The sequence below is a fragment of the Sphingomonas nostoxanthinifaciens genome (genome assembly GCF_019930585.1).
GTDB classification, from domain to species: Bacteria; Pseudomonadota; Alphaproteobacteria; order Sphingomonadales; family Sphingomonadaceae; genus Sphingomonas_I; species Sphingomonas_I nostoxanthinifaciens.
On sequence record NZ_CP082839.1, the window covers coordinates 2,003,815 to 2,026,012 of the forward strand.

Annotated in this window: 25 protein-coding genes and 1 tRNA gene; 7 read left to right on the top strand and 19 right to left on the bottom strand. The window is 67.3% G+C overall.

Annotated features, from left to right (window positions below):
• Window positions 1-21 precede the first annotated feature (21 nt).
• From K8P63_RS09525 to K8P63_RS09585, 13 genes are all read right to left on the bottom strand, one after another.
• On the bottom strand, window positions 22-1,260 hold the full coding sequence (locus K8P63_RS09525) for a rhodanese-like domain-containing protein (RefSeq protein WP_223799556.1): 1,239 nt from the start codon (window positions 1,258-1,260) through the stop codon (window positions 22-24).
• Between the two features lie 10 nt (window positions 1,261-1,270).
• Window positions 1,271-1,873, bottom strand: coding sequence for a cysteine dioxygenase family protein (locus tag K8P63_RS09530; RefSeq protein ID WP_223799557.1), 603 nt, complete (start codon window positions 1,871-1,873; stop codon window positions 1,271-1,273).
• Window positions 1,870-2,640: an ABC transporter ATP-binding protein gene (locus tag K8P63_RS09535; protein ID WP_223799558.1), complete on the bottom strand. Its 771-nt coding sequence runs from the start codon at window positions 2,638-2,640 to the stop codon at window positions 1,870-1,872. Before K8P63_RS09535 ends, K8P63_RS09530 begins: the two co-directional genes overlap by 4 nt.
• 1 nt (window position 2,641) lies before the next feature.
• Window positions 2,642-3,412, bottom strand: a complete 771-nt coding sequence (locus tag K8P63_RS09540) for an ABC transporter permease (protein WP_223799559.1) — start codon at window positions 3,410-3,412, stop codon at window positions 2,642-2,644.
• A 53-nt stretch (window positions 3,413-3,465) separates the two neighbouring features.
• A complete protein-coding gene (locus K8P63_RS09545) occupies window positions 3,466-4,854 on the bottom strand; it encodes an LLM class flavin-dependent oxidoreductase (protein WP_223799560.1) in 1,389 nt (462 codons plus the stop codon).
• A 27-nt stretch (window positions 4,855-4,881) separates the two neighbouring features.
• Entirely contained in the window at window positions 4,882-7,215 is a 2,334-nt protein-coding gene (locus K8P63_RS09550; RefSeq protein ID WP_223799561.1) for a TonB-dependent receptor, read from the bottom strand.
• A 186-nt stretch (window positions 7,216-7,401) separates the two neighbouring features.
• On the bottom strand, window positions 7,402-8,337 hold the full coding sequence (locus tag K8P63_RS09555; protein WP_223799562.1) for an ABC transporter substrate-binding protein: 936 nt from the start codon (window positions 8,335-8,337) through the stop codon (window positions 7,402-7,404).
• Entirely contained in the window at window positions 8,334-9,017 is a 684-nt protein-coding gene (locus K8P63_RS09560; protein ID WP_223799563.1) for a peroxiredoxin-like family protein, read from the bottom strand. Before K8P63_RS09560 ends, K8P63_RS09555 begins: the two co-directional genes overlap by 4 nt.
• Window positions 9,018-9,103: 86 nt before the next feature.
• Window positions 9,104-9,949: a LysR substrate-binding domain-containing protein gene (locus K8P63_RS09565; protein WP_223799564.1), complete on the bottom strand. Its 846-nt coding sequence runs from the start codon at window positions 9,947-9,949 to the stop codon at window positions 9,104-9,106.
• 94 nt (window positions 9,950-10,043) lie between these two features.
• Window positions 10,044-10,658 carry a ParB-like protein gene (locus tag K8P63_RS09570; protein WP_223799565.1) on the bottom strand — a complete coding sequence of 205 codons (615 nt, stop codon included), beginning with the start codon at window positions 10,656-10,658 and terminating at the stop codon, window positions 10,044-10,046.
• Window positions 10,645-11,115, bottom strand: a complete 471-nt coding sequence (locus K8P63_RS09575; RefSeq protein WP_223799566.1) for a DUF2721 domain-containing protein — start codon at window positions 11,113-11,115, stop codon at window positions 10,645-10,647. Before K8P63_RS09575 ends, K8P63_RS09570 begins: the two co-directional genes overlap by 14 nt.
• A 103-nt stretch (window positions 11,116-11,218) precedes the next feature.
• A complete protein-coding gene (locus tag K8P63_RS09580) occupies window positions 11,219-11,449 on the bottom strand; it encodes a hypothetical protein (RefSeq protein ID WP_223799567.1) in 231 nt (76 codons plus the stop codon).
• A gap of 144 nt (window positions 11,450-11,593) precedes the next feature.
• Window positions 11,594-11,670: transfer RNA gene (locus K8P63_RS09585), tRNA-Arg, on the bottom strand.
• 57 nt (window positions 11,671-11,727) lie between these two features.
• On the opposite strand from K8P63_RS09585, the gene K8P63_RS09590 reads away from it, so the two are divergent.
• A complete protein-coding gene (locus K8P63_RS09590) occupies window positions 11,728-12,477 on the top strand; it encodes a queuosine precursor transporter (protein WP_223799568.1) in 750 nt (249 codons plus the stop codon).
• Window positions 12,478-12,486: 9 nt separating this feature from the next.
• Here the strand turns inward: K8P63_RS09590 and K8P63_RS09595 are convergent, their stop codons facing one another.
• From K8P63_RS09595 to K8P63_RS09615, 5 genes are all read right to left on the bottom strand, one after another.
• Window positions 12,487-12,909, bottom strand: a complete 423-nt coding sequence (locus K8P63_RS09595; protein ID WP_223799569.1) for a GFA family protein — start codon at window positions 12,907-12,909, stop codon at window positions 12,487-12,489.
• Window positions 12,906-13,571, bottom strand: coding sequence for a phosphoribosylformylglycinamidine synthase subunit PurQ (purQ, locus tag K8P63_RS09600; protein WP_223799570.1), 666 nt, complete (start codon window positions 13,569-13,571; stop codon window positions 12,906-12,908). The genes K8P63_RS09595 and purQ overlap by 4 nt, the downstream gene beginning before the upstream one ends.
• Before the next feature lie 4 nt (window positions 13,572-13,575).
• Entirely contained in the window at window positions 13,576-13,806 is a 231-nt protein-coding gene (purS, locus tag K8P63_RS09605; protein WP_223799571.1) for a phosphoribosylformylglycinamidine synthase subunit PurS, read from the bottom strand.
• Between the two features lie 57 nt (window positions 13,807-13,863).
• Window positions 13,864-16,116, bottom strand: a complete 2,253-nt coding sequence (locus K8P63_RS09610; protein WP_223799572.1) for a transferrin receptor-like dimerization domain-containing protein — start codon at window positions 16,114-16,116, stop codon at window positions 13,864-13,866.
• Between the two features lie 324 nt (window positions 16,117-16,440).
• Entirely contained in the window at window positions 16,441-17,286 is an 846-nt protein-coding gene (locus K8P63_RS09615; RefSeq protein ID WP_223799573.1) for an oxidoreductase, read from the bottom strand.
• A 48-nt stretch (window positions 17,287-17,334) separates the two neighbouring features.
• Between K8P63_RS09615 and K8P63_RS09620 the strand changes: the two genes are divergently transcribed.
• The 6 genes from K8P63_RS09620 (at window position 17,335) to K8P63_RS09645 (ending at window position 21,831) form a co-directional block, all read left to right on the top strand.
• Window positions 17,335-17,961: a TetR/AcrR family transcriptional regulator gene (locus tag K8P63_RS09620; protein ID WP_223799574.1), complete on the top strand. Its 627-nt coding sequence runs from the start codon at window positions 17,335-17,337 to the stop codon at window positions 17,959-17,961.
• Between the two features lie 175 nt (window positions 17,962-18,136).
• Window positions 18,137-19,159, top strand: a complete 1,023-nt coding sequence (locus tag K8P63_RS09625; protein ID WP_223799575.1) for a PEP-CTERM sorting domain-containing protein — start codon at window positions 18,137-18,139, stop codon at window positions 19,157-19,159.
• A 159-nt stretch (window positions 19,160-19,318) separates the two neighbouring features.
• Window positions 19,319-20,005 (top strand): 2,3-diphosphoglycerate-dependent phosphoglycerate mutase, encoded by a 687-nt coding sequence (gpmA, locus tag K8P63_RS09630; RefSeq protein WP_223799576.1) that lies wholly within the window; start codon window positions 19,319-19,321, stop codon window positions 20,003-20,005.
• Between the two features lie 5 nt (window positions 20,006-20,010).
• Window positions 20,011-20,280, top strand: coding sequence for an SWEET family sugar transporter (locus K8P63_RS09635; RefSeq protein ID WP_223799577.1), 270 nt, complete (start codon window positions 20,011-20,013; stop codon window positions 20,278-20,280).
• 4 nt (window positions 20,281-20,284) lie between these two features.
• A complete protein-coding gene (gene purE, locus K8P63_RS09640; protein ID WP_223799578.1) occupies window positions 20,285-20,779 on the top strand; it encodes a 5-(carboxyamino)imidazole ribonucleotide mutase in 495 nt (164 codons plus the stop codon).
• Complete coding sequence (locus tag K8P63_RS09645) at window positions 20,776-21,831, top strand: 5-(carboxyamino)imidazole ribonucleotide synthase (RefSeq protein WP_223799579.1); 1,056 nt, start codon at window positions 20,776-20,778, stop codon at window positions 21,829-21,831. Before purE ends, K8P63_RS09645 begins: the two co-directional genes overlap by 4 nt.
• A gap of 21 nt (window positions 21,832-21,852) precedes the next feature.
• Here the strand turns inward: K8P63_RS09645 and K8P63_RS09650 are convergent, their stop codons facing one another.
• Window positions 21,853-22,155: a hypothetical protein gene (locus K8P63_RS09650; protein WP_223799580.1), complete on the bottom strand. Its 303-nt coding sequence runs from the start codon at window positions 22,153-22,155 to the stop codon at window positions 21,853-21,855.
• Window positions 22,156-22,198 lie beyond the last annotated feature (43 nt).

Consider the following 22,198-nt stretch of genomic DNA (forward strand, 5'->3'; position numbering starts at 1 on the left):
CGGTCGCCGGACCTCGGAGTGCTAGATGACGAAGAAGCCGTGCGTGCCGTCCCGCTCGAGTTGTCCGACCAGGCCATATTCCCAGTCGAGATAGGCCTGCATCGCGGTGGTGGCGTTGTCGGTGCCCTCATAGGGCCGCTTGTAGCGTTCCGCCGCCGCGATCGGCGGAAGCGCCGGTTGCGCGCCGCGCTCGAGCGTGCCCAGGCTGCCGTCGAATCCTCCCTCGAGAACGTAGACCTCCCATCCCATCTGGGCGAGCCATGACGCGGTCATGTCGGCACGCGCGCCGAGATCGTCGGCGAGCAGGATGCGCGCGCCTCGCACCGGCGCGGCCATGTCGGTTTCCTGGACCAACTGGCCGCCGGGGTAATGGCGAAAGCCCTGAATGTGGCCCGCGGCATATTCCTCTTCGGTGCGCACGTCGAAGCGATAGAGCGTCCGACTTTCGTCTTCGCGCAACGCATTGGCATCGTCTGGCCGAACATGGCGAACGCCGGAGCGATAGGCGACGGCGCGCGCGCGGCCGAAGCTCTCGCTGCGCCCGGCTGGTCCCGCGTGGCGATCGGACCCATGCTCCAATGCCTGCCCGGCCAGGGTCCAGCCGATCGTGCCGTTCCGTAGCGCGACGACACGGTTGGGCAGCCCCGCATTGATCAACGACTGCGCGCCGATGATCGAACGCGTCCGGCCGGCGCAATTGACGATGATCGTCGTGTCGGGATCCGGCGCAACGGTGTCTGCGCGAAGCACCAGTTCCGCACCGGGCACGCTGGTCGATCCGGGGATGTTCATGGTGGCATATTCGGATGGACGCCGGGCGTCGACGATCGCGATGTCGGCCTTTTCGTCGATCAGCGCCGCGACATCCTCGGCTGCCAGCGAGGGCGTGTGCCGTCGTGCTTCGACCAGCTCGCCGAACGCCTTGGAATAGCTGTTCACGTCCTGGAAGAGTTCGTAGCCCGCTTTGCGCCAGCCATCGAGATCATCCTCCAGCGCCCACACATCGCTGAAGCCCAGCCGCGCGAAGGCATCGGCAGCCCGATCGACCAGCCCCTCGCCATCGTCGAAGAGCACGATCGGCACATCGCGCCGCGGCAGTCGGATGCGCGCCTCGTCTCCGATCCGTGCTGCCGAAAGGTTGGCTGCGAACAGCGGATGGCCGGTCGCGAACGCTGCTTCGACGCGCAGATCGAGCAGTGCGATCTCTTGGCCGAAGAGGAAGAAGCGCCGCACGGCGGACGCACTGATGGTTCTGGTCATGCGATACTCGTCAGAATGGGAGATCGGGAGCGGGCGCGTAGGCCGAGACGAAGGGACGCGCTTGCCCCTTCATATCGTAGATCGAGCGCTCGACCGTGCCGATGTCGGCGCCGTAGACATGGATGCTGATCGAGACTGCGTCGTCATAGGCGTTGCTGACACGATGGATGTCGCCGGCCGCCGGATCGAGCCGGTCGATCGCGCCGGTCCCGAGCCGTTCCTTGCCCAGCGACCGCAATTCCCCGTCCGCGATCGCGAAGCGTTCGGAGATTTCCGCGCCGCTGAGCACGCCGACCAACCCCCAGACAGTGTGATCGTGGACCGGGGTTGCCTGTCCCGGCCCCCACACGAAGCTCACCACGGAGAAACGGCCCGCAGGATCAGCGTAGAGCAGATATTGGCGGTAGCGATCCGGGTCCGGCCGGGCATGGCTTTCCGGCAGCCAGCCCTCGGCGGCGAGTAATTCGCCGAGCAGTCTGCCGCCGTGATCGAGCAAGGCCTCCTTATCCGAAACCCCGTCCACCAGTTCGGTGAAGTCGGATATGAAGCGCCGCAGCGGCGAGAGCCGATCGTGGAGATCTCCATCCCTCAGTCTTTCGACAGGACGGGTCACGGCTGGCGCCCGATCAGATCGGCATAGACTCCGCTCTCCGTCTGAAGGCCGAGATGGCCGAGCAACGATGCGCGCAGGCTTCTCACCACGTTACTCCGATTTCCGCGCGGTGCCGTGATCCGCTCCTCCGCGGCGATCCGGCCGCGATCGAGGACGAGGATGCGGTCGGCGAGCGCCATCGCTTCCTCGACGTCGTGGGTGACGAGCAGGACCGCGGGGCGGTGCTGCTGCCAGAGCGACAGCACAAGCGCGTGCATGCGGATCCGTGTCAACGCGTCGAGCGCGGCGAATGGCTCGTCCAGAAGCAGGAGTTCGGGTTTGCGGATGAGGGCGCGCGCCAGCGAGGCGCGCTGCGCCTCTCCCCCCGATAGCGTCAGCGGCCACGCATCGATGCGATGGACGAGTTCGACCTCTTCGAGCGCTGCTGCGGCGACGTCACGCCCGGTGCGCCCGCCAAGGCCCAGCACGACGTTCTGCCACACGCGCTTCCAGGGCAGCAGCCGCGCATCCTGAAACACCGTCGCGCGCGAGGCGGGCAGCCGGACCTGCTGACCGCCGGTCGGGTCGAGCCCGGCAAGCGTGCGCAGCAAGGTCGTTTTGCCCGAGCCCGAACGACCCAGCAGCGCCACGAACTCGCCCGGAGCGATCTCGAGGTCGAGATCGTCCAGCACGCGCGCCTCGCCGAACGCGCGCGAGAAACCTCGCAGCCGCACGACCGGCTCGGGATCGGGGACGACGGTCAGCGAAATCCTGAAGAGCTCGCTCATGTCATGCCTCCACGAAGGTCGGGCGCCAGGCGAGCGCGCGGGTCTCGATCGCCCGGATCAGGCTGTCGCCGGCGAGCCCCAGCAGTGCGTACACCATCAGGCAGACGACGATGATGTCGGTCCGCATCGCGTCGCGCGCGTTCAGGATCAGGAATCCCAGTCCCGCGCTCGCATTCACCTGCTCGGCAATCACCAGCATCAATACCGACACCGACAGGCTGTAGCGCAGCCCGGTCAGTAATGAGGGCAGGGCGCCCGGCAGGATCACGTGCGCGACCAAGGCCCCACGCCCGAGCCCGAAGCTCCGCGCGGCATCGACGAGACGGACGTCGATGCCGCGAATGCCCTGGTAGAGGTTGATGTAGACGGGAAGCAGGCTGGCGAAGGCGATCAGCGCGATCTTGGTCGTCTCGCCGATCCCGAACCAGATGATGAAGAGCGGCGTCAGGGCGACGACGGGCAGCGTCCGCTTGATCTGGACGAGCGGGTCGATGAGCGCGTCGCCACGCCGCCACAGGCCGGCGACGAGCGCAAGCCCGACCCCGAGGCCGGTGCCGATCGCGAAGCCTAACGCCGCTCGCCGCAGCGATATGATCAGGTTCAGCGGAAGCTCGCCCGATGCGGTCATGGCGAGCAGGCTCCGCAGCACCGACGATGGGGCCGCGAGAACGCGGTCGGGGATGATGCCCGCACGCGAGGCCAGTTCCCACAGGATGAGCAGGACGACGGGCGAAAGCCAGCGCGCCTGCAGGATGTCGCGTTTGGGTGGCATCGACGATATCTCCCAGAATAGGTCGGGCGGACGTGCGGGCGCCCGCCCCCAGGTCAGGCTGCGACCGCGTCGAGCGCCGGATGAAGCGTGGCGGCATCCCCTGCGCCGCCGTCGCGCCGGTTGGCCGGGATCGTCAGGCCGAGATTCCCGCGCAGTGTGTCCGCCTCGTAATCGGTGCGGAACAGTCCGCGCTCCTGAAGAAGCGGGATGACCTCGCCCGTGAAGCGGCGGAACTGGCTGGGATGGCCGGCATAGATGTTCAGGCCGTCGAATGCGCGTGCCTCGAACCAGCGCGCAATCTCGTTCGCTACCGTCTCGGCCGATCCGACGAACGGGCTCGCACGCAGGGTGCGGCTGTTCTCCACGACCTGCCGCAGCGTCAGGCCCTGCGCGGCGGCGTGATCCGTGACCTTCTTGGCGTTGGTGAAGAAGCTGCGCCGGGCATGTTCGAGTGCTTCGGTCGGGAACGGCGCATCGAGTTCATATTGACTGAAATCGTGCCAGCCGAACGACCGGCCGAGCTCGCCCAATGCCTGTACGAACGAATGATCCTGGGCGTGCCAGTGGCGCGCGATCTCGCGCGCATTCTCGTCGGTGTCGCCGATCGTGACGTTCGTGCCCGGCAGGATGACGATCTGATCCGGATCGCGCCCCAGCTTCGCCGCACGGCCCTTGATGTCGTCATAGAAGGCCCGTCCCTGTTCGACGGTCTGGGCATGGGTGAAGATGCCGTCCGCGATCGCGGCACCGAGGTCGCGCCCCTGCTCGCTGTCGCCGGCCTGGAAGATCACCGGCTCGCCCTGCGGCGAGCGCTGGATATTGAGCGGCCCGACGACCGAGAAGAACTCGCCCTTGTGGTTCAGCGCATGCAACTTCGTCGGATCGAGGAAGACGCCGGTCGCGCGATCGCGGACGAGCGCGCCGTCCTCGTAGGAGCGCCACAGACCGCGCGTGACATCCAGATATTCATGCGCCCGCGCATAGCGCGTGGCATAATCGTAATGCTCGTCCTTGCCGTAATTGCCCGCCGTGCCGGCATCGCCGCTCGTCACGACGTTCCAGCCGGCGCGGCCACGGCTGATGAGATCGAGCGAGGCGAGGCGCCGCGCGAGATTGTAGGGATCGTTGTACGAGGTCGTCGCCGTACCGACGAGGCCGATCCGGCTGGTCGCGACCGCCAGCGCCGAGAGCAGGGTCAGCGGCTCGAGCCGGTTGAGATAATGCGGCGGCGAGTGCGGCGTGATGAACTGGCTGTCGACGATGAAGACGAGATCGAACTTGGCCGCCTCGGCCTGCCGCGCGACGTCGATATACCAGTCGATGTCGACGCTGGCATCGGCCGGAATCTCAGGATCGAGCCAGCGGTTATGTTCGCCGGGGCCGCCGACGCCGGTGGGAACGACACCGAATTTGAGCTGACGCCTGGGCTTCGAGTTGGACATGGGAGATACTCCTCTTCGTCAAAGAGCTTAGAGTTTGCCGCGTAGGGTGACGCCGAAGGTACGGGGCTCGCCGAGCGCCGCGAGCACGGTGCCGTAGGCCGTGCTGATCGACTTGGTGTTGAAGTAGTTCTTGTCGGTCAGGTTGCGGACCCACAGCGACACGTCCCAGCGCGCGTCGGGCTGGCGCAGGCCCAGGTGTGCGCCCAGCAGCGCGTAGCCTGCGACGCGCGAGAGCGGATCGAGATTCACCGCAGCATAGAAGCCTGAGCGATAGCTGGCGTCGCCGCCGACATAGGCTTCGAGACTGCCCGCCTGACGGGTATATTCGGCGGTGCCGGTCACCGCCCACTTCGGCGCCCCCGACGCGGGTCGTCCCGAAAGATCGACCGAACTCAGATAGCTCAGGAGGTAGGGCGCCGGCGCGTTGCGATAGCTGACGTAGCGGGCGTCGTCATAGGCGCCCGACGCGGTCAGCGTCAGGCCGCGGGCGGGATTGGCGCGTGCGTCGACCTCGACGCCGCGCGTGCGCAGCTTGCCGACATTGGTGATGTAACTGACGACCGGCGTGACCGCATAATTGATATAGTTGGCCTGATAGTTGGAGTCCTCGCTCCAGAAGAGATCGAGATTTAGCTCGATCTTGCCGCCGAACAGCCGGCTCTTCAGTCCGATCTCGTAATCGTCGACCTTTTCCGGTTTCACGAAGATGTCGATGCCGTTCGACCGAGCAACGAGGTTGATTCCCGGCGACTTGTAGCCGCGCGAGAAAGACGCGTAGCTGTGAAGATCCGGGCTCAGGTCGTAGGCTGCAACCAGCGTGCCCGAGACGTTCTTCGTGTCCTTCGAGGCATTGTAGGAGCCGGTGGGCGCGAGCGCGGCGCGACGCGCGGCGACGGTTGCCTGGATCGCCGGGTCGAAGCTCGCGATCGGCGCGACCGTGCCGCCCGACGTCGCGTCGTAGAGCCCGGTCTTGTGTTCGTAGGTGAAGCGCAGGCCGCCGGTCAGGCGAAGGCTGGGCGAGATGTTCCACGTCGCCTGCCCGTAGCTCGCATAGCTGTAGGTCGCCGGCACGATGTGGGCATAGGCATAGAGCCCGTTCAACGCGGCGCTTGGCAGGGTCGACACGGCCGCGGTCGGCGTGTTCGGCGTCGTCAGCCAGGTCGCGGCATCACGGCCATAGCCGGTGATCTGCGTATCGTCCGCTTTCTGCCAGAAATAATAAAGCCCGGCGGTGTAGTCGATCGTCTCGTTGCCGGGGGAGGCAAGCCTCAGCTCCTGGCTGAACTGCTGTTGATCCGTCGCGACGTTCGAGGCGGTGGAGATGTTGGCGCCGAGCTGGTCGCCGTCGAAATTGGGGATCCATTTCCAGCGACGATAGGCGCTGATCGAGGTCAGCGTGGTGCCGCCGGAAAGCGTCCAGTCGGCCCGCGCCTGGATGCCCCAGCTCGGCATCTTGTCATATTGCGAGCTGTCGATGTCCGTCCGCCGCGCGAACGGATCCACCGGCAGCGGCGTATAGCCGATGTCGGCGGCGCGCCGGTAGAAACCGCGCACCTGCGTACCGTTGGCGAGCGTCGTCGGCAGGATGGCGGCGATGCTCTGGAAGCCGACGTTGCCCGTCTGGATGCTGTAGTCGCCCGTCAGGCGAAGCTTGAAGTTCGGCGCCGGCTTCCACAACAGATCGACCCGTGCCGAATTGTTGTTCAGATTGTCCCAATCCTGATGGTAGGTGGTGTTGTATATCAGGCCGTCGCGCTGCGTGCGCAGATATGAGACGCGGAAGGCGAGCGTGTCGTTGATCTTGGAATCCAGCGAGACGTAGCCGCGCAGATAATTGTAATTGCCGTAGGTGAGCTCCGCCTTCGCTTCGGGCGTGAAGGTCGGCTCGCGCGTGCGGATGTCGATCGCGCCGGCAACGGTGTTCTTGCCGAACAGCGTGCCCTGCGGCCCGCGCAGCAACTGGATGCTGTCGATGTCGATCAGGTCGGTGATGACCGATCCGGTGCGCGGGCGATAAACGCCGTCGACATAGAGACCGACGCCCTGTTCGAGACCGTCGTTGGTGCCGCCGGCATTGGTGCCGATGCCGCGGATCGTGATCGTCTGGTTGCGCCCGCTATAACCCTGGATGTTGAGGCTCGGCAGCTGCTGGACGACCTGCTTGAGGTTGAACGCGCCCTGCTCGGCGAGCGTGCTGGCCGACAGCGCCGTGATGCCGATCGGCACCTTCTGCGCGCTTTCCTGGCGATAGCGGGCTGTCACGGTGATCTCGCCGACGTCCGCGTCCGCCGGCGCCTCGACGCTCGGCGCGGCTGCTGCAGCGGCCGGTTCCGCATAGGCTTCAGACGAAAGAGCCAGCATCGCAACTCCGCTCACCAGTATAACGCGGCGCCTCGACAATTCGTAGACCAGATCCATGAACACCCCTTTCAATATTGAGATGCTTCTAGATCAGGCCATTGTCTTGCGTAACAAAGCTATTGATCAACGGTCTAAAGTTTTAGTGCTTATTTATATAATCACTAAACTATGAGATATGCTTATGTATCACGATAGGTGCGCGTAGAAGCCAGCGCGCACGTCGATCTTGTGATCGAGCAGTCCGGCGCGGAGATAGCGATCGGCCGTCTTCTGCTGATCCGAGATCAGCCGGTCGTCGATCGGCGCGGGCAGCCGCTTGGTGCGCTGTCCCACTTCGCGCCAGACGTCGGCCGCGACGCCGGTTTCCTTTTCGAGCAGAGCGGCATAGGCGTCGCGATGGTCGGCGCCCCATTGCCAGCCGGCGTCGATCCGGCGGTGATAGTCCGCAAGATCGGCGTGCTTGAGGTCGAGCGCGCCGTCACGCGCGAACAGCAGCGCATAGGATGGAACGAGACCGACGCTGCCCTCGACGACGCGTGCGCCCCCACGGACGGCCAGCGTGGCGTTCGGATCCCAGATCGCCCAGCCGTCGACCGAACCGCCCTGCAAGGCCGCCTGCCCATCCTGCGGCGACATGAAGGCGAAGCGCACCGCGTCGAGCGGCCTGCCTTGCTGTTCGAGCGCGGCCAGGATCAGATTGTGCGCGACCGATCCGCGCGGCGTCGCGATCCGAAGCCCGGCAATCTGGTCGATCGTGCGGACATGCGAGTCCCCGCGCACAACGAGGACGGGGCCCGGCCCCTCGTAGCGTTGCGCGCCGATCGCCTTGACCTTCGCGCCCGTGCCGATCGCGAAGATGAAGGCGGCATCGCCCCCGAACCCGACATCGATCGCACCGGCGTTCAACGCCTCGAGTACCGGCGCGGCGTTGGGGAACGAGGCCCATTCGATCCGGTACGGCAGGTCGCGCAAAGCGTGGGTCGCCTCGAGGACGACCTTTTGACCGCCGCGCTGATCGCCGACGAGCAGGATCGCCGGATCCGCCGTCGCCGACCGGCTGCACGCCGCGACCACACCGGCGAGCCCGGCGCCGAGTAAATGGCGGCGGTCGAGCAGCGTCATGCGGCAGCCCGCTCGGATGCCGATCCGTCCAGCACGGCATCGAGCGCAGCGCGCACGGCGCCGGGCTCGATCCGGTCGAGCCAGTCGGGACTGACGGCGACGAAGCGCACGGCGCGCTTCGCGTCGACGATCAGCACGCTCGTCAGCGGCAGTTCCCACGTACCGGTGCCCGTGACCTCGCCGATCCACCCGGAGGGCGGGGGCGCGGGCGTCTGCAGCGGCGTGAAGACCAGCCCGAGCGCACCGGCGAGGCGATTGTCGGGATCGCTGGCGACGGTCAGCTTCAGCTGGTGCCGGTCGCGGATCCCCGCCAGTCGCTCCGGGATCTGCGGGCTGATCGCGACGAGCGGCACCCCCTGGGCCGAAAGAGCGTCGACGAGGTCGCGATCATAGATTGGCAGCGCGATATTGTCGGCCGGGCAGCCGGCGTAGCGGAAGAGGATCAGCACGGCCGGACCGTTGGCGACGACCGCGCCGAGGCTCGTGTCGCCGCCGGCGACATCGATGAGCCGTGCATCGGGCAGTCTGTCGCCGACCTGCACGGCGCGCGCCGGATCGAATGCCTCGACGAGGGCGCGACGCTGCGCCGCTCCGGCGGCAAGCGCCTCGGCGGACCAGCTTGCGGCGCGCTCCTTCTGAAGCGCCGCAAAGGCCGACGCGAGCGGGGATATATCGGACATGCAAACTCTCCGGACGGTTCGGCCGAACGCTAGGATCGCAGCAAAATCGCGACCAACGAGAAGGAGTCGCGATCGATGATCGTGGCTCATAAGCGCCTCTCGCCGCCCGCGATCACCGCACGGCTAAGCTCCAGCAGGCGCCGCATCGCCGTGTCGCTGGCGGTGCTGCTCCGCAGGATCGAGGCGACCGCGGGCAAGGCCGGAAGCGACGGATCGACGAGCGGTGGATCGCTCGAGAATAGCGACGTCCGGCAGGTGAGCCCCAGCCCGCTGTCGACGGCAGCGCGCAACGTCGACAGGTTCGGTGTCTCGATTGCGATCCGCCAGGGTCGGCCGGCGGCATCGAGCGCGCCGATCGCCGCCTCGCGAAACCGGCACGGCGTCTCCAGCACGGCGAGCGGGAGAATTGCGCGCCGCGCCGCGCCCTCGCTGCCATACCACGCCATCGGAGCGATCGAGACCGCATCCTCGGCGTCGGCAGGGGCATAGCCGACCACGATATCGAGCTGGTCGCGGTCGAGCAGGCCGAGCAGATCGGCGGTGCCTGCGACGCGCGCAAAGACCTGAGCATCGGGATGGAGCTCGGCAAATTGCGCGAGAACACCAGCCAGCAGAGCTTCGGCAAAGTCCTGAACCATCCCGATCCGGACGGGGCTGGTGAACTGGCCCGAGCCGACGGCGCTCACCGCCTCGTCGTGGAGCGCGAGCACGCGGCGGGCATAGTCGAGCAGGAGTTCGCCCGCGGGGGTCAGCGAGAGGCGGCGGCCATCGCGATGGAACAGCGTCTGCTGGAGCAGTTCCTCGAGCTTGCGAACCTGAAGGCTGAGCGCCGACTGCGTAACCAGCACCTGGCCCGCCGCCTGCAGCATCGAGCCGGTGTCGACGATCGCTACGAAGCTGCGCAGCACATTGGTCGGAAGATTGACGGGCACGCCGCACTCCTATTCCAATAATAGGAATTGACGAGCAGCGAAAACTTGGTCGCTTGTAACCTGACGTTTGCAGCCGGGGTCGTGCGGGTGCGGCCTATTCGTGGGCGCCTGCCCAGCCGGGCAGGTAGCTGGCGTCGCCGCCGTGCGACAGTTTCAGCGCACGTTCGACGGCGTCGTCGAACGCCTCGCACACCAGGTCGAGGTCGATCTTGCGGCGCAGATAGTCGGCCCACAGGAATTCGGAATAGGGCGTGTCGTCCTTGGCGCAGCCGCCGGCCCGCCGCAATTCGCCGGCCAGCGACCGATAAGGGTCGTCGTGGAGGCGATCGATCCGCTTGGGGATGCGCGAAACCAGCTGGCGGCGCCCCTTGTGATCGAACGGATGCAGCCAGTTGCGATTGTCCATGAACGTCCGGAACTGACGCCCCCCCAGCGACGAAAGATTGGCGACGACGCGGACGAGGATCTGCTCGACGCCTTCGTCATGGAGGGCGCGGCAGAGATGGTGGTTGTCGATGATCCAGTAACGACCCTTGGGCCCGATCACGGCCGGGATCATGTGCCGACCGAGATAATCGGGCCCGTCCTTGGCCGCACGATCGCGCCACTCGTGGCGCTTACGCGCGACCTCGCGGTAGCCCACGGTCATCTGCGTCGGCCGCAACCCGTCGATCGCGACGGGATGAAGCAGCGGTTCACGATCCAGCATGTGACGTTCCTATCGCGCTCGGCCGGGCGTCCTCGCCCGATCCGCCTTCGGCCTGCTCCCGCATCGATCGACCGGACAGGAGCGTCTCGAACGCGAACGCCGCCAACGCCAAAACCGAGAAGAGGAGGGCGCCCCCGAACAGCGCGAACAGCAGCAAGCCGCCGCTCGCATCCCTGAGCGCGCCGAAGAACAAGGTGAGAGCCGCGCAGCAGGTGAGCCCGCCGGCCGTGGTGACCAGGATCACCGCGACGTCGAGCGCGCGCGATCGCATCTTCAGAACGTGCAATTGCCTGGGATGCGCCTCTGCATCCTCGGCCAATCTGTCCACCCGGTCGGCGACGCGCCCCAGGCGGGTGGTGAACACGTTCAGCAGCGAGGCGAGCCCCGTCAGCAGGAAGATCGGCGTCAGGGCCAGCTGCACGACATGCGCGGCGTTGTTGAGCGAGGAGTCTATCACCGCTCCGTAACGCTCGGCCGGTCAAACCGATCATCCATACACGGTGTGTCCGCCGGCCGCCCCGCGTCCGGTGCGGCGGCCGGCGGGGCGGGCACGGGTGGTGCTACCTTTTCGGCGGCACGGGCTGTTGCGCGGCGGCCTGCTGCCGGGCGGCGACCGTGGCGCGGTGATGCCCGACCGCGCAGCCGATCGCAGCACCCGCGACCGCATGACCCTTGCCGACGAAATGGCCGCCGACGCCGCCAACGGCCGCGCCCTTGAGGCAGCCCTTCGCCAGAACGGGCGCAGGAAGCAGCGCCACGGCGACGATCAGCAACGAAGTCTTTTTAAACATGGGATTCTCCTTGAGGCATGATCTGCACCTTTCCATGCCAAATGGCTATGCCCCGCCGGCTTCGCCCCGACCGGAACGGGCAACAGTCACGCCGTTCCGCTCCCCCGGCCTCCTGCCGAAAACGGCTACGACCAACAAATGGAATGGCGCGCCCGGCTGGATTCGAACCAGCGACCACAGGCTTAGAAGGCATGTGCTCTATCCAGCTGAGCTACGGGCGCCCGAGCGCGCGATAGCGTGGATTGCGCGGGGCGGGAAAGCCAATAGTCTGCCCGGCCATGGATGATATCACTTTGGGCGGCCAGCGGGCGGTGACGGCGGATGCGCTGGGCGGACGATCGTTGCGCTGGTTCGACTTCGTGATGGCGGCGTTCGTCACCATTTTGCTGCTGTCCAACGTAATCGGCGCGGGCAAGGTAGCGGTGGTGACATTGCCCGGCATCGGCCCTTGGCCGTTCGGCGCGGGCATCCTGTTCTTCCCGATCGGCTATGTTCTCGGCGACGTGCTGACCGAGGTCTATGGCTATGCGCGCGCGCGGCGCTGCATCTGGGCGGGCTTCGCAGCCTTGCTGTTCATGGCGTTCATGAGCTTCGTGGTGGTGGCGCTGCCGCCCGCACCGGATTGGGGCGGGCAGGTGGCCTATGAGGCGGTGTTCGGGCAGGTGCCGCGCATCGTCTTCGCCTCGATGACGGCGTTCTGCGTGGGCGAGTTCGCCAACAGCTACGTCATGGCACGGATGAAGGTGTGGACGCGCGGCCGCTGGCTGTGGACGCGCACGATCGGCTCGACCTTGGTGGGGGACGGGGTGGACAGCCTGATCTTCTACCCGCTCGCATTCTGGGGCGCGCATGGCTGGACGCCGGCGCTGGTGGTGCGCGTGCTGCTCACGCAATGGGTGCTGAAGGTGACGTGGGAGGTGGTGCTGACCCCGGTCACCTATGCGGTGGTGGGCTTCCTCAAGCGCGCCGAGGGGATCGACGTGTTCGACACCGGCACGAACTTCACGCCGTTCCGGACGCGCGTCTAGGGCGCGCGCTCAGGCGGCCGGCGGTGGCTGGCGTTCGACCCGCGGCAATTCCGGGTCGATCGTCGCCCAGTCGGGCGCGGAGATCGTCCAGATCGCCATTGCCGGCGCGTGCGGTGCCGGATCGTCGAACGCGCCGACGCGGATGCCGATCAGGTGGCGGCGTGCATGCGACTGGGTGAAGAGCGGCGAACCGCAGGTGGCGCAGAAGCCGCGCGAGAGCGGCGTGCCGCTGTCCGCCACGCTGTCGAACCAGCGTACCGCACCCTCGACCATCACCGTGTCGCTCGGCAGGAAGACGTTGATCGTGCCCGCGCCGCCCGAGACGTGCTGGCAGTCGCGGCACCAGCAATGGCGCACCGTGATCGGGCGCGCGTCGCTGGCGAAGCGGACGGCGCCGCAGAGACAGCCGCCGGCGAGGCGGCCGTCGGTCACCCGACCGCTTCCAGCAGCCCCTCGAACAGGCGGCGGCCGTCGCTGCCGCCATGTTCGGGCCCGATCATGCGTTCGGGGTGCGGCATCATGCCGATGACGTTGCCGGCGGCGTTGACGATGCCGGCGATGCCGCGCGCCGAGCCGTTGACCGGCTCGGCATAGCGGAATGCCACGCGGCCTTCGCCTTCCAGCCGGTCGAGCGTGCCTTCGTCGGCGGTGAAGTTGCCGTCATGATGCGCGACCGGGATGCGGATCTCCTCGCCGGCGGCATAGCCGCTGGTGAAGATCGACTGGGCGTTCTCCACCTTCAGCGCAATGGTGCGGCAGACGAAGTTGAGGCCGGCATTGCGCATCAGCGCGCCCGGCAGCAGCCCCGCCTCGGTCAGCACCTGGAAGCCGTTGCACACGCCCAGCACGGGCACGCCGCGCTCCGCCGCCTCGGCCACCGCGCGCATGACGGGCGAGCGGGCCGCCATCGCGCCCGAGCGCAGATAGTCGCCGTAGGAGAAGCCGCCGGGCACCGCCACGATGTCGATGCCGTCGGGCAGCGCGGTCTCGCGGTGCCACAGCATCGCCGGTTCCGATCCGGTCACGTCGCGCAGCGCCACCGCGAGATCGCGGTCGCAGTTCGAACCCGGAAAGACGATGACGGCGGACTTCATGGCTTCACCCCCGTTCGATGCGGTAATTCTCGATGACCGTGTTGGCGAGCAGCTTGCGGCACATGGCGTCGAGGTCTGCGTCGCTCACGTCATCGGCATGGTCGAGCTCGATCAGCTTGCCCTGGCGCACGCCCTCGACGCCGGCAAAGCCGAGCCCTTCGAGCGCGTGATGGATCGCCTTGCCCTGCGGATCGAGCACGCCGTTCTTCAGGGTGACGTAGATGCGGGTCTTCATTGGATGCTGCTCCGGCTTGCGCGCCCCTATGACGCCACGAGCCGGAGCGGGCAAGGGTCAGCGCATCATCAACGTCGCGCGCGCCTGATCGAGCCGGGCGGCGTAGGCGTCGATCGCTTTGGCGGTGATGCCGACATAGGTGGTCGCGTCGGCGAAGCGCCGCTCCTCGATCGCCTCGCGCACGCCGGGCAGGGTCTTCGCGCCATATCCGGTGAAGCGGCCGGGCGCGTAGATCATGTGGCGATACCACGGGCGGCCGGGCAGGCCGCGCGCGTCGAGCAGCAGCTGGTCGATCGAGCGCAGCTGGCCGTTGAGCTTCGTGCGCTGCGCCGGCGCGATCTTCGCGCCGAGATCGGCATAGGCGCTGTCGAACGCGGTCGCGCTCGCCTTGAGCTTCGCCACCGCCGCATCGAGCGCGGCCATGTCGATCGTCGGCGTGGTGGCGCTGACCGGCGCGGGCGGCGCGACCGGCTTGAGCGGATCGCCGGCGAGGCGGAAGCTGTCGTCGCCGAGCAATTTGGCGAACTTGCCGTCCTTCTCGCGCTGGCTGTCGGCGAGCTTCTTCACCTCGTCCAGATAGGTCGCGACCGTGTCGGCGAAGTCGCCGAAGCGCATCGGCGGCGTGTCGGCGTCGGCCACGCGCAGCACGGCGCGTCCCGCCACCTTCGCCAGCGCAGCGCCATATTTCAGGCCCGGATCGTCGAACGTCACGAGGTGGTGATAGCTGTCGTAGAGCGAGTGGTAGACGCCACCGGATTCGCCCTCGCCACCGAAGCCGAGATCGAGCGCGGGCAGGCCGAGATGCTGGAGATAGGCCGAATAATCCGAGCCCGAGCCCAGCGCGCCGAGCGGCAGGTCGCCGCCCTTTTCCGCCGCGGCGACGGCGGCGGCGTCGCGGTTGCGGCCACCCTTGGTCTCATAGGCGCCGACCAAGGTCGCGGCGCGCGAGCGCTTGAGGATGGTGGCGCCGGTCTCCGGATCGGCGACGTCGGCGGCGATGCCGGTCACCATATGCTGGAAATCGTGGCTGCCCTCGGCGTGGAAGAAGCCGCGCTCGCTATTGTCCGAGTTGATGTAGATGACGCCCTTGGCCTTGAGCTCGTCGGCATGCGTCTCGGCCCATTCGGTCGAGCCGAGCAGGCTCGGCTCCTCGCCGTCCCAGCTGGCGTAGACGAGCGTGCGCTTCGGCCGCCAGCCCTGCTTGGCGAGCGCGCCCAGCGCCTTCATCTCGCCCATCATCGCGACATTGCCCGACAGCGGATCGTTGGCGCCCATCACCCAGCCGTCATGGTGGTTGCCGCGCACCACCCATTCGTCGGGATAGGTCGAGCCCTTCATCGTCGCGACCACGTCGTAGATGTCGGTCATCTTCCAGTCCGACTTGACCGCCAGATGCACTTTCACCCCGCCTTCGCCGCCGGTGTGATAGGTGAAGGGCAAGGCACCCTGCCAGCCGCCGGGAACGGCCGGGCCGCCGAGCTTCGCCAGCAGCTTCTGCGCATCGCCCCACGACATCGGCAGCGCCGGGATCTTGAGGATCGTGGTCGCCTCGGCGCGCGTCAGCCGCTTGGCGCCGGGGGTGGCGCCGACGCCGGGGGTGAGCGGATCGCCGGGGTAGATCGGCATGTCCATCACCGAGCCGCGCTGCACGCTTTCGGGCGGACGCATGCCGCCCTTGGGGTAGACGTCGTCCTTGGCGTAGCCGTCCTCGGCCGGGTCGGAATAGATGATGCAGCCGGCCGCGCCATGATCCTGCGCCAGCTTGGGCTTGAGCCCGCGCCAGCCCGATCCGTAACGCGCGATCACGATCTTGCCGCGCACGTCGATGCCGCGCCGAGCGAGCGCGTCATAATCCTCGGGCATGCCGTAATTGACGTAGACGAGGTCGGCGGTGACGTCGCCGTCGCCCTGATAGGCGACATAGGGCGGCAGCGCATCGGCGGTGTTGGTCGAGGTCTCGTCGCCGGCGATCGGCGGTTCCTGCCCGCCCAGCTTCACCGCGTCGGGCGCGATCATCTCGATCGTGGTCGAGATGGGCTTGGGGTAGAGGATCGAGAAGGTCTCGATATGCGCGTCCCAGCCCCACGACTTGAACAGGCGGAGCATGTAATCGGCATTGGCCTTGTCGTGCGGCGATCCGACATTGTTCGGCGCGGACGACAGATCCTTCAGCCATAGCTGCAGATCGGCCGGATCGATGCGCGCATCGAACGCCGCTTCGACCTCCTGCTGGCTCATCGGCTTGGCGATCGCGCCCGTCGCCAGCGCAAGCATGCACGCCCCGGCCCAGATCCGTCCCGAATATCGCATCAAATTCCCCTTTTGGTCGGCGCGGAACCTGCGCCAGCCGGTGGGCCGTTGCAATAGGATGCGGCGGTCGGATTCGACGGCGCGATTCGTGCGGCGAAAAATGCGCGCAAGGTGACAAAGGTGACACTAAGTGGGGGGTGGATCACCCCCCCCATGGCCGGCGGCCGAGGCCAGAAAGCAGGCGTCATCCACGATCGAAAGAGCAAGCGGCGACTAAGTTGCCGGCCGCGCGATTGTACTCGATATGTTCCAGTTTGTCAAGATTGGCTTCGACCGACAGCAGCCGGATGCAGCGCCCACTGCACCTGGCTGCCCCTATGCGGTTTATTGCGGGAAGCTGGTCGAGCGCGACAGCGTGTCCCAATCCGCGATTTCGGACCTCATCGCGTCGAGCTTGTCGTTGACGAGCCCGAGGGCATCGGCGCCTAGGAACAGACGCGCCGGCGGCTTCTCGGCGTCGACCAAAGCAAGCAATGCCTGCGCGGCTCGCGCCGGATCGCCCGGCTGGTTGCCGCTCTTTGCCAGCCGCGCCGCGCGGATCGGGTCCATCACCGCATCGTAATCGGCGATGCTGCGCGGCGTGCGATCCATCGAGCGGCCCGCCCAATCGGTGCGGAATTGTCCGGGGGCCAGCGCCGTCACATATATGCCGAAGCTCGCGACCTCCTTGCCGAGCGCTTCGGAGATGCCCTCCAATGCGAACTTGCTGCCGCAATAGAAGCTGATCCCCGGCATGGTGATGAAACCGCCCATGGATGTGACGTTGATGATCCGGCCGTAGCGTCGCTCGCGCATTCCGGGCAGCACTGCCTTGGTCATCGCGACGGGCCCGAACACGTTGGCGGCGAACTGGCGGTGGAGATCGTCCATCGAGGATTCCTCCAGCACGCCTTCGTGGCCGTAGCCGGCATTGTTCACCAAGACGTCCACCGGCCCGGCCTGCTGCTCGGCATCCGCCACGGCGGCCGGGATCGATGCGAAGTCGGTCACGTCGAGCATCAGAGGATGAGCCCGGTCGGGTGCGAGTGCCGCGAACGCATCGGCGTCGGCGGCCTTCCTCACCGTGCCGATCACGCGATGCCCGGCCTCCAGCGCGCCTTCGGCAAAGGCATGTCCCAGCCCCGAGCTGACGCCGGTGATGAGGAAGGTCTTGGGTGAGGGAGCGGTCATGCGGTACTCCGGAGTGGATGAATAACTATATCATGATATAGATAGCGGATGCGATCTGACAAGAGCAGGCTGTCGGCCGGAAGCGAGCGGGGAGGCGCCGTTCGCCAGCGCGTGATCGATGCCGCCGAACGGCTGCTGCGCAACGGCAGGGCCGATTTCTCGATGCGGGATCTGGCCGCCGAGGCGGGCGTCAGCTTCGCGACCCCCTTCAACCAGTTCGGCAGCAAGGCCGCGATCATGCACGCGCTGTCCGAGCGCAGGATCGACACGATGGCACAGCGATATGCCGAGGCGTCGCCGCCGCCGGATGCCGCCGGCCGCGTGCTGCTGGCCATCGATATGGCAGTGGCGGTGATGCTGGAGGAACCCGGCGTGAACCGGGCGGTGATGGGATGGATCGGGACGTCCGGGGCGGCCCCGGCAAAGGCCTTGCAGCATTCGACGGCGCTGTGGACGTTGGCATTGAGCGCGGGTGAAGGGCTGCCGGAAGGCGCGCGCGAGCGGGCCTTGAGCTGTTTGCCGGGGCAACTCGCCATCGCGTTCCGTGGCGCGCTGTCCTTCTGGACGGCCGGCGAGCTGCCGGACGAGGCTTTGGGGGCAAATGCGCGGGACATCGCGATCACGCTGCTCCGCGGCTTCACCGAATTGCAGCTTTCCTCTGACCCCCCGTCCTGAGCCGCCGTATCATTGGTCGCTCGACCAGCGGGTGCTCGCCAAATCCAATCCGTCGCGATTTGAAATTACGAGGGAAATTCGCCAAGATCTCGAATTGGGGTGGTAAAGTTCAGCTTGACATCTGCTCGGTCGATGGCGAGAAGATTATCCGTATCGGCAAAGCAAGGAGGGGGCCTTGTTTAAGTGGCTTGAAGTCGCGGCAGCTGCCGGAATGCTGTTCGCTCCCTTGGCAGTTCAGGCCGCAGCGCCAACGCTTTACGCGCTGAGCCAGCGATCGACATCCGACGAATTTCTGGCTTACGACCTGACGCAGGATCCGTTCGCATCGCCCAGCGGCTATACGCCGACATCGATCGCCCCCGCCGACGCCAGCCTGCTCGGCGGCAGCCTCGTCTCGATCGCGATTACGGGCAACACGCTCTACGCCTTGAGCCAGCGCGGGGTGAACGAAGAGTTCCTCGCCTACGACCTGACGCAGGATCCGTTCGCGTCGCCCAGCGGCTACGCGCCGACCTCGATCGCGCCGGTCGATGCCAGCCTGCTCGGTGGCAGCCTCATCTCGATCGCGATTTCGGGCAACACGCTCTATGCCTTGAGCCAGCGCGGGACGAGCGAAGAGTTCCTGACCTACGACCTGACGCAGGATCCGTTCGCGTCGCCCAGCGGCTACACGCCGACCTCGATCGCACCGGTCGATGCCAGCCTGCTCGGCGGCAGCCTGGTGTCGATCGCGATTTCGGGCAGCACGCTCTACGCCCTGAGTCAGCGCGGGGTGAACGAGGAATTCCTGACCTACGACCTGACGCAGGATCCGTTCGCATCGCCCAGCGGCTACGCGCCGACCTCGATCGCCCCCGTCGATGCCAGCCTGCTCGGTGGCAGCCTCGTCTCGATCGCGATTTCGGGCAGCACGCTCTACGCCCTGAGCCAGCGCGGGGTGAACGAAGAGTTCCTCGCCTACGACCTGACGCAGGATCCGTTCGCGTCGCCCAGCGGCTACACGCCGACCTCGATCGCACCGGTCGACGCCAGTTTGCTCGGCGGCAGCCTCGTCAGCATCGCCGCGACCACGCCGGACGCGGCGTCGTCGTCGGTGCCTGAGCCGGGGACGTGGGGCATGGTGATGCTCGGCGCGGGCGCAGTCGGCTTTGCCATGCGTCGCCGGCAGGGCCAGGCTGCCGCGCTGCGGTTCGCCTGAGGCCGCCACTCCGACACCAGCCCCGGTAACGGACGTTCCGTCGGCCGTGCGCCATCGGTGCATGATGCCATGATCGCGCGCAAATCTCCCTCGTTAACAGGATGACGCGCGCGACGGCCGTCGCTAAGGCAGGCGAAACCATTCGGAGCCCATCGCCGCATGCCGACGCTCGTCCTTATCCGTCATGGCCAGTCCGCCTGGAACCTGGAGAACCGTTTCACCGGCTGGTGGGACGTCAACCTGACCGAGCAGGGCATCGCCGAGGCGCAGGCGGCGGGCGAATTGCTGGCGGCGAAGGGGCTGGATTTCGACCTGTGCTTCACCAGCCTGCAGACCCGCGCGATCAAGACGCTCAATCTGGCGCTGGAGGCGATGGGTCGGCTGTGGCTGCCGGTCGAGAAGGACTGGCAGCTCAACGAGCGCCATTATGGCGGGCTCACCGGGCTCGACAAGGCGGAGACCGCGGCGCGGCATGGTGACGAGCAGGTCAAGATCTGGCGTCGCTCGTTCGACGTGCCGCCGCCGCCGATGGAGCAGGGCGGCCCGTTCGACCTGTCGGGTGATCGCCGCTATGCCGGCATCGCCATTCCCTCGGCCGAGAGCCTGAAGGATACGATCGCGCGCGTCCTGCCTTATTGGGACGGGCGGATCGCGCCGGAACTCAAGGCGGGCAAGCGCGTGCTGATCTCGGCGCATGGCAATTCGCTGCGCGCGCTGGTGAAGCATCTGTCGGGTATCTCGGATGCGGAAATCGCCTCGCTCGAAATCCCGACCGGCCAGCCGATCGTCTACGAACTGGACGACGATCTTGCCGCCACCGACCGTTATTATCTGAGCGAGCGCTGAGCATCATGCCGGAGGTTGCACCTCGACCGCCCATCGCCTCGCTGGGCTGGGCCGCGACCGTCGGGTCGCTCGTCATGTATTTCTCGTTCATCGACCAGATCGTGCGCAACCTGCACGGCGAGAAGGGATCGATGATCCTGCCGGCGGCGACTTGCCTCTGCTGCGCGCTGTGGGTGTCGTACGGCTGGGTGCGCGGCCTGCGCGACTGGCCGATCGTGCTGGCGAACATTCCCGGCGTCGTGCTGGGCGGCATCACCTTCGCGACGGCGTTGTAATCCGATGGCCAATGACGGACGCGCGCCGCTGGTCGGCATCATCATGGGGTCGCGCTCGGACTGGGAGACGATGCGCCACGCCGCCGCGACGCTCGACGCGCTGGGCGTGCCGCACGAGACCAAGGTCGTCTCCGCGCATCGCACCCCCGACCGTCTCGTCGCCTACGCCACCGGCGCGGTCGATCGCGGGCTGAAGGTGGTCGTCGCCGGCGCGGGCGGTGCGGCGCACCTGCCGGGGATGGTCGCGGCGATGACGCGGCTGCCGGTGCTGGGCGTGCCGGTGCAGTCGAGCGCGCTGTCGGGGCTCGATAGCCTGCTGTCGATCGTGCAGATGCCCGGCGGCGTGCCGGTGGGCACGCTGGCGATCGGCAAGGCGGGCGCGATCAATGCCGGGCTGCTCGCGGCGCAGATCCTCGCGCTCGATGACGATGCGCTCGCCGGGCGCGTGGACGCGTGGCGCGCGGCCCAGACCGCGGCGGTCGACGAAGCACCCGAATGACGATCCCTCCCGGTTCGACCGTGGGCATCCTCGGCGGCGGCCAGCTCGGCCGCATGCTGGCGATCGCCGCCGCAAACCTCGGCTACCGCACCCATATCTACGCGCCGGGCACGAGCGGCCCGGCGATGGAGGTGGCGGCGCGCTGGACGCACGGCCATTATGGCGATGCGGATGCGGTGCGCGCCTTCGCCAATCAGGTCGACGTAATCACCTACGAGTTCGAGAATGTCGACGTATCCGGCATCGCCGGGCTGCCCGGCGTTCACCCGAATGCGCGCGCGCTCGAGGTCGCGCAGGATCGAGTGACCGAGAAGAGCTTCGTCGAGGCGCTCGGCGGGCGGCCGGCGCCATTCTGGCCGGTCGACAGCCTCGCCGACCTTGCCGAGGGGCTGCGCATCGTCGGCGCGCCCGCAATCCTGAAGACGCGGCGCATGGGCTATGACGGCAAGGGCCAGGCGCGCATCCTCGATCCCGAACGCGCCGCGGCGGCGTGGGCCGCGGTCGGCGAGGCACCGTCGGTGCTGGAGGCGATGGTTGGCTTCGAGGCCGAATTCTCGATCCTGCTGGCGCGCGGGCTGGAGGGCGAGATCGCCGTGTGGGACGCCGCCACCAACGAGCATGAGGACGGCATTCTCGCCCGCTCGACCGTGCCGCCCGGCGGCATCGTCGCGCGGCAGGCGGCGGCGGCGACCGATCAGGCGCGGCGGATCGCCGATGCGCTCGGCTATGTCGGCGTGCTCGCCTGCGAATTCTTCGCCGCGCCCGACGGGCCGGTGTTCAACGAGATGGCGCCGCGCGTCCACAATAGCGGCCACTGGACGATCGAGGGCGCGGTGACATCGCAGTTCGAGAACCATATCCGCGCGATCTGCGGGCTGCCGTTGGGATCGACCGCCTTGGTCGGGCGGGGGGCGGAGATGCGCAACCTGATCGGCACGCAGGCGGATCGCTGGGCCGAGATCCTGCGCGACGACCGCGCGCACCTCCATCTCTATGGCAAGAGCGGCGCGCGGCCCGGCCGCAAGATGGGGCATGTGACGCGGGTGCTGTGACGCGCGTCCGGTTCAGCCGGCTCAGCCGGCGCGGGTGCCCGTCAGCGCGAAGCTGCCGAAGATGCCGGCCTTCATCTTGCCGCTGATGGTGTCGCCCTCGGCGGTCGCCTGGCAGGTGAGCGTCACCGGCATCGGCTTGGGCACCGACATCGACCAGCGGATCGTGTCGCCGTCGACATCGCCATCGTCGATCTCCTTGGCACCGATCGCGCCCGACACCGAGCCGGAGAAGCGGTCGCCCGCCGTGACCACCGTCAGCACGAACGCCTGATCGCCCATCGGCGTCTCGACCGAACATTCCCACTTGCCGTCGATGCCGGCCATCCTGTCTCTCCTCCAATTCGTCGCCGGGCTCTCGCGGCTGTGG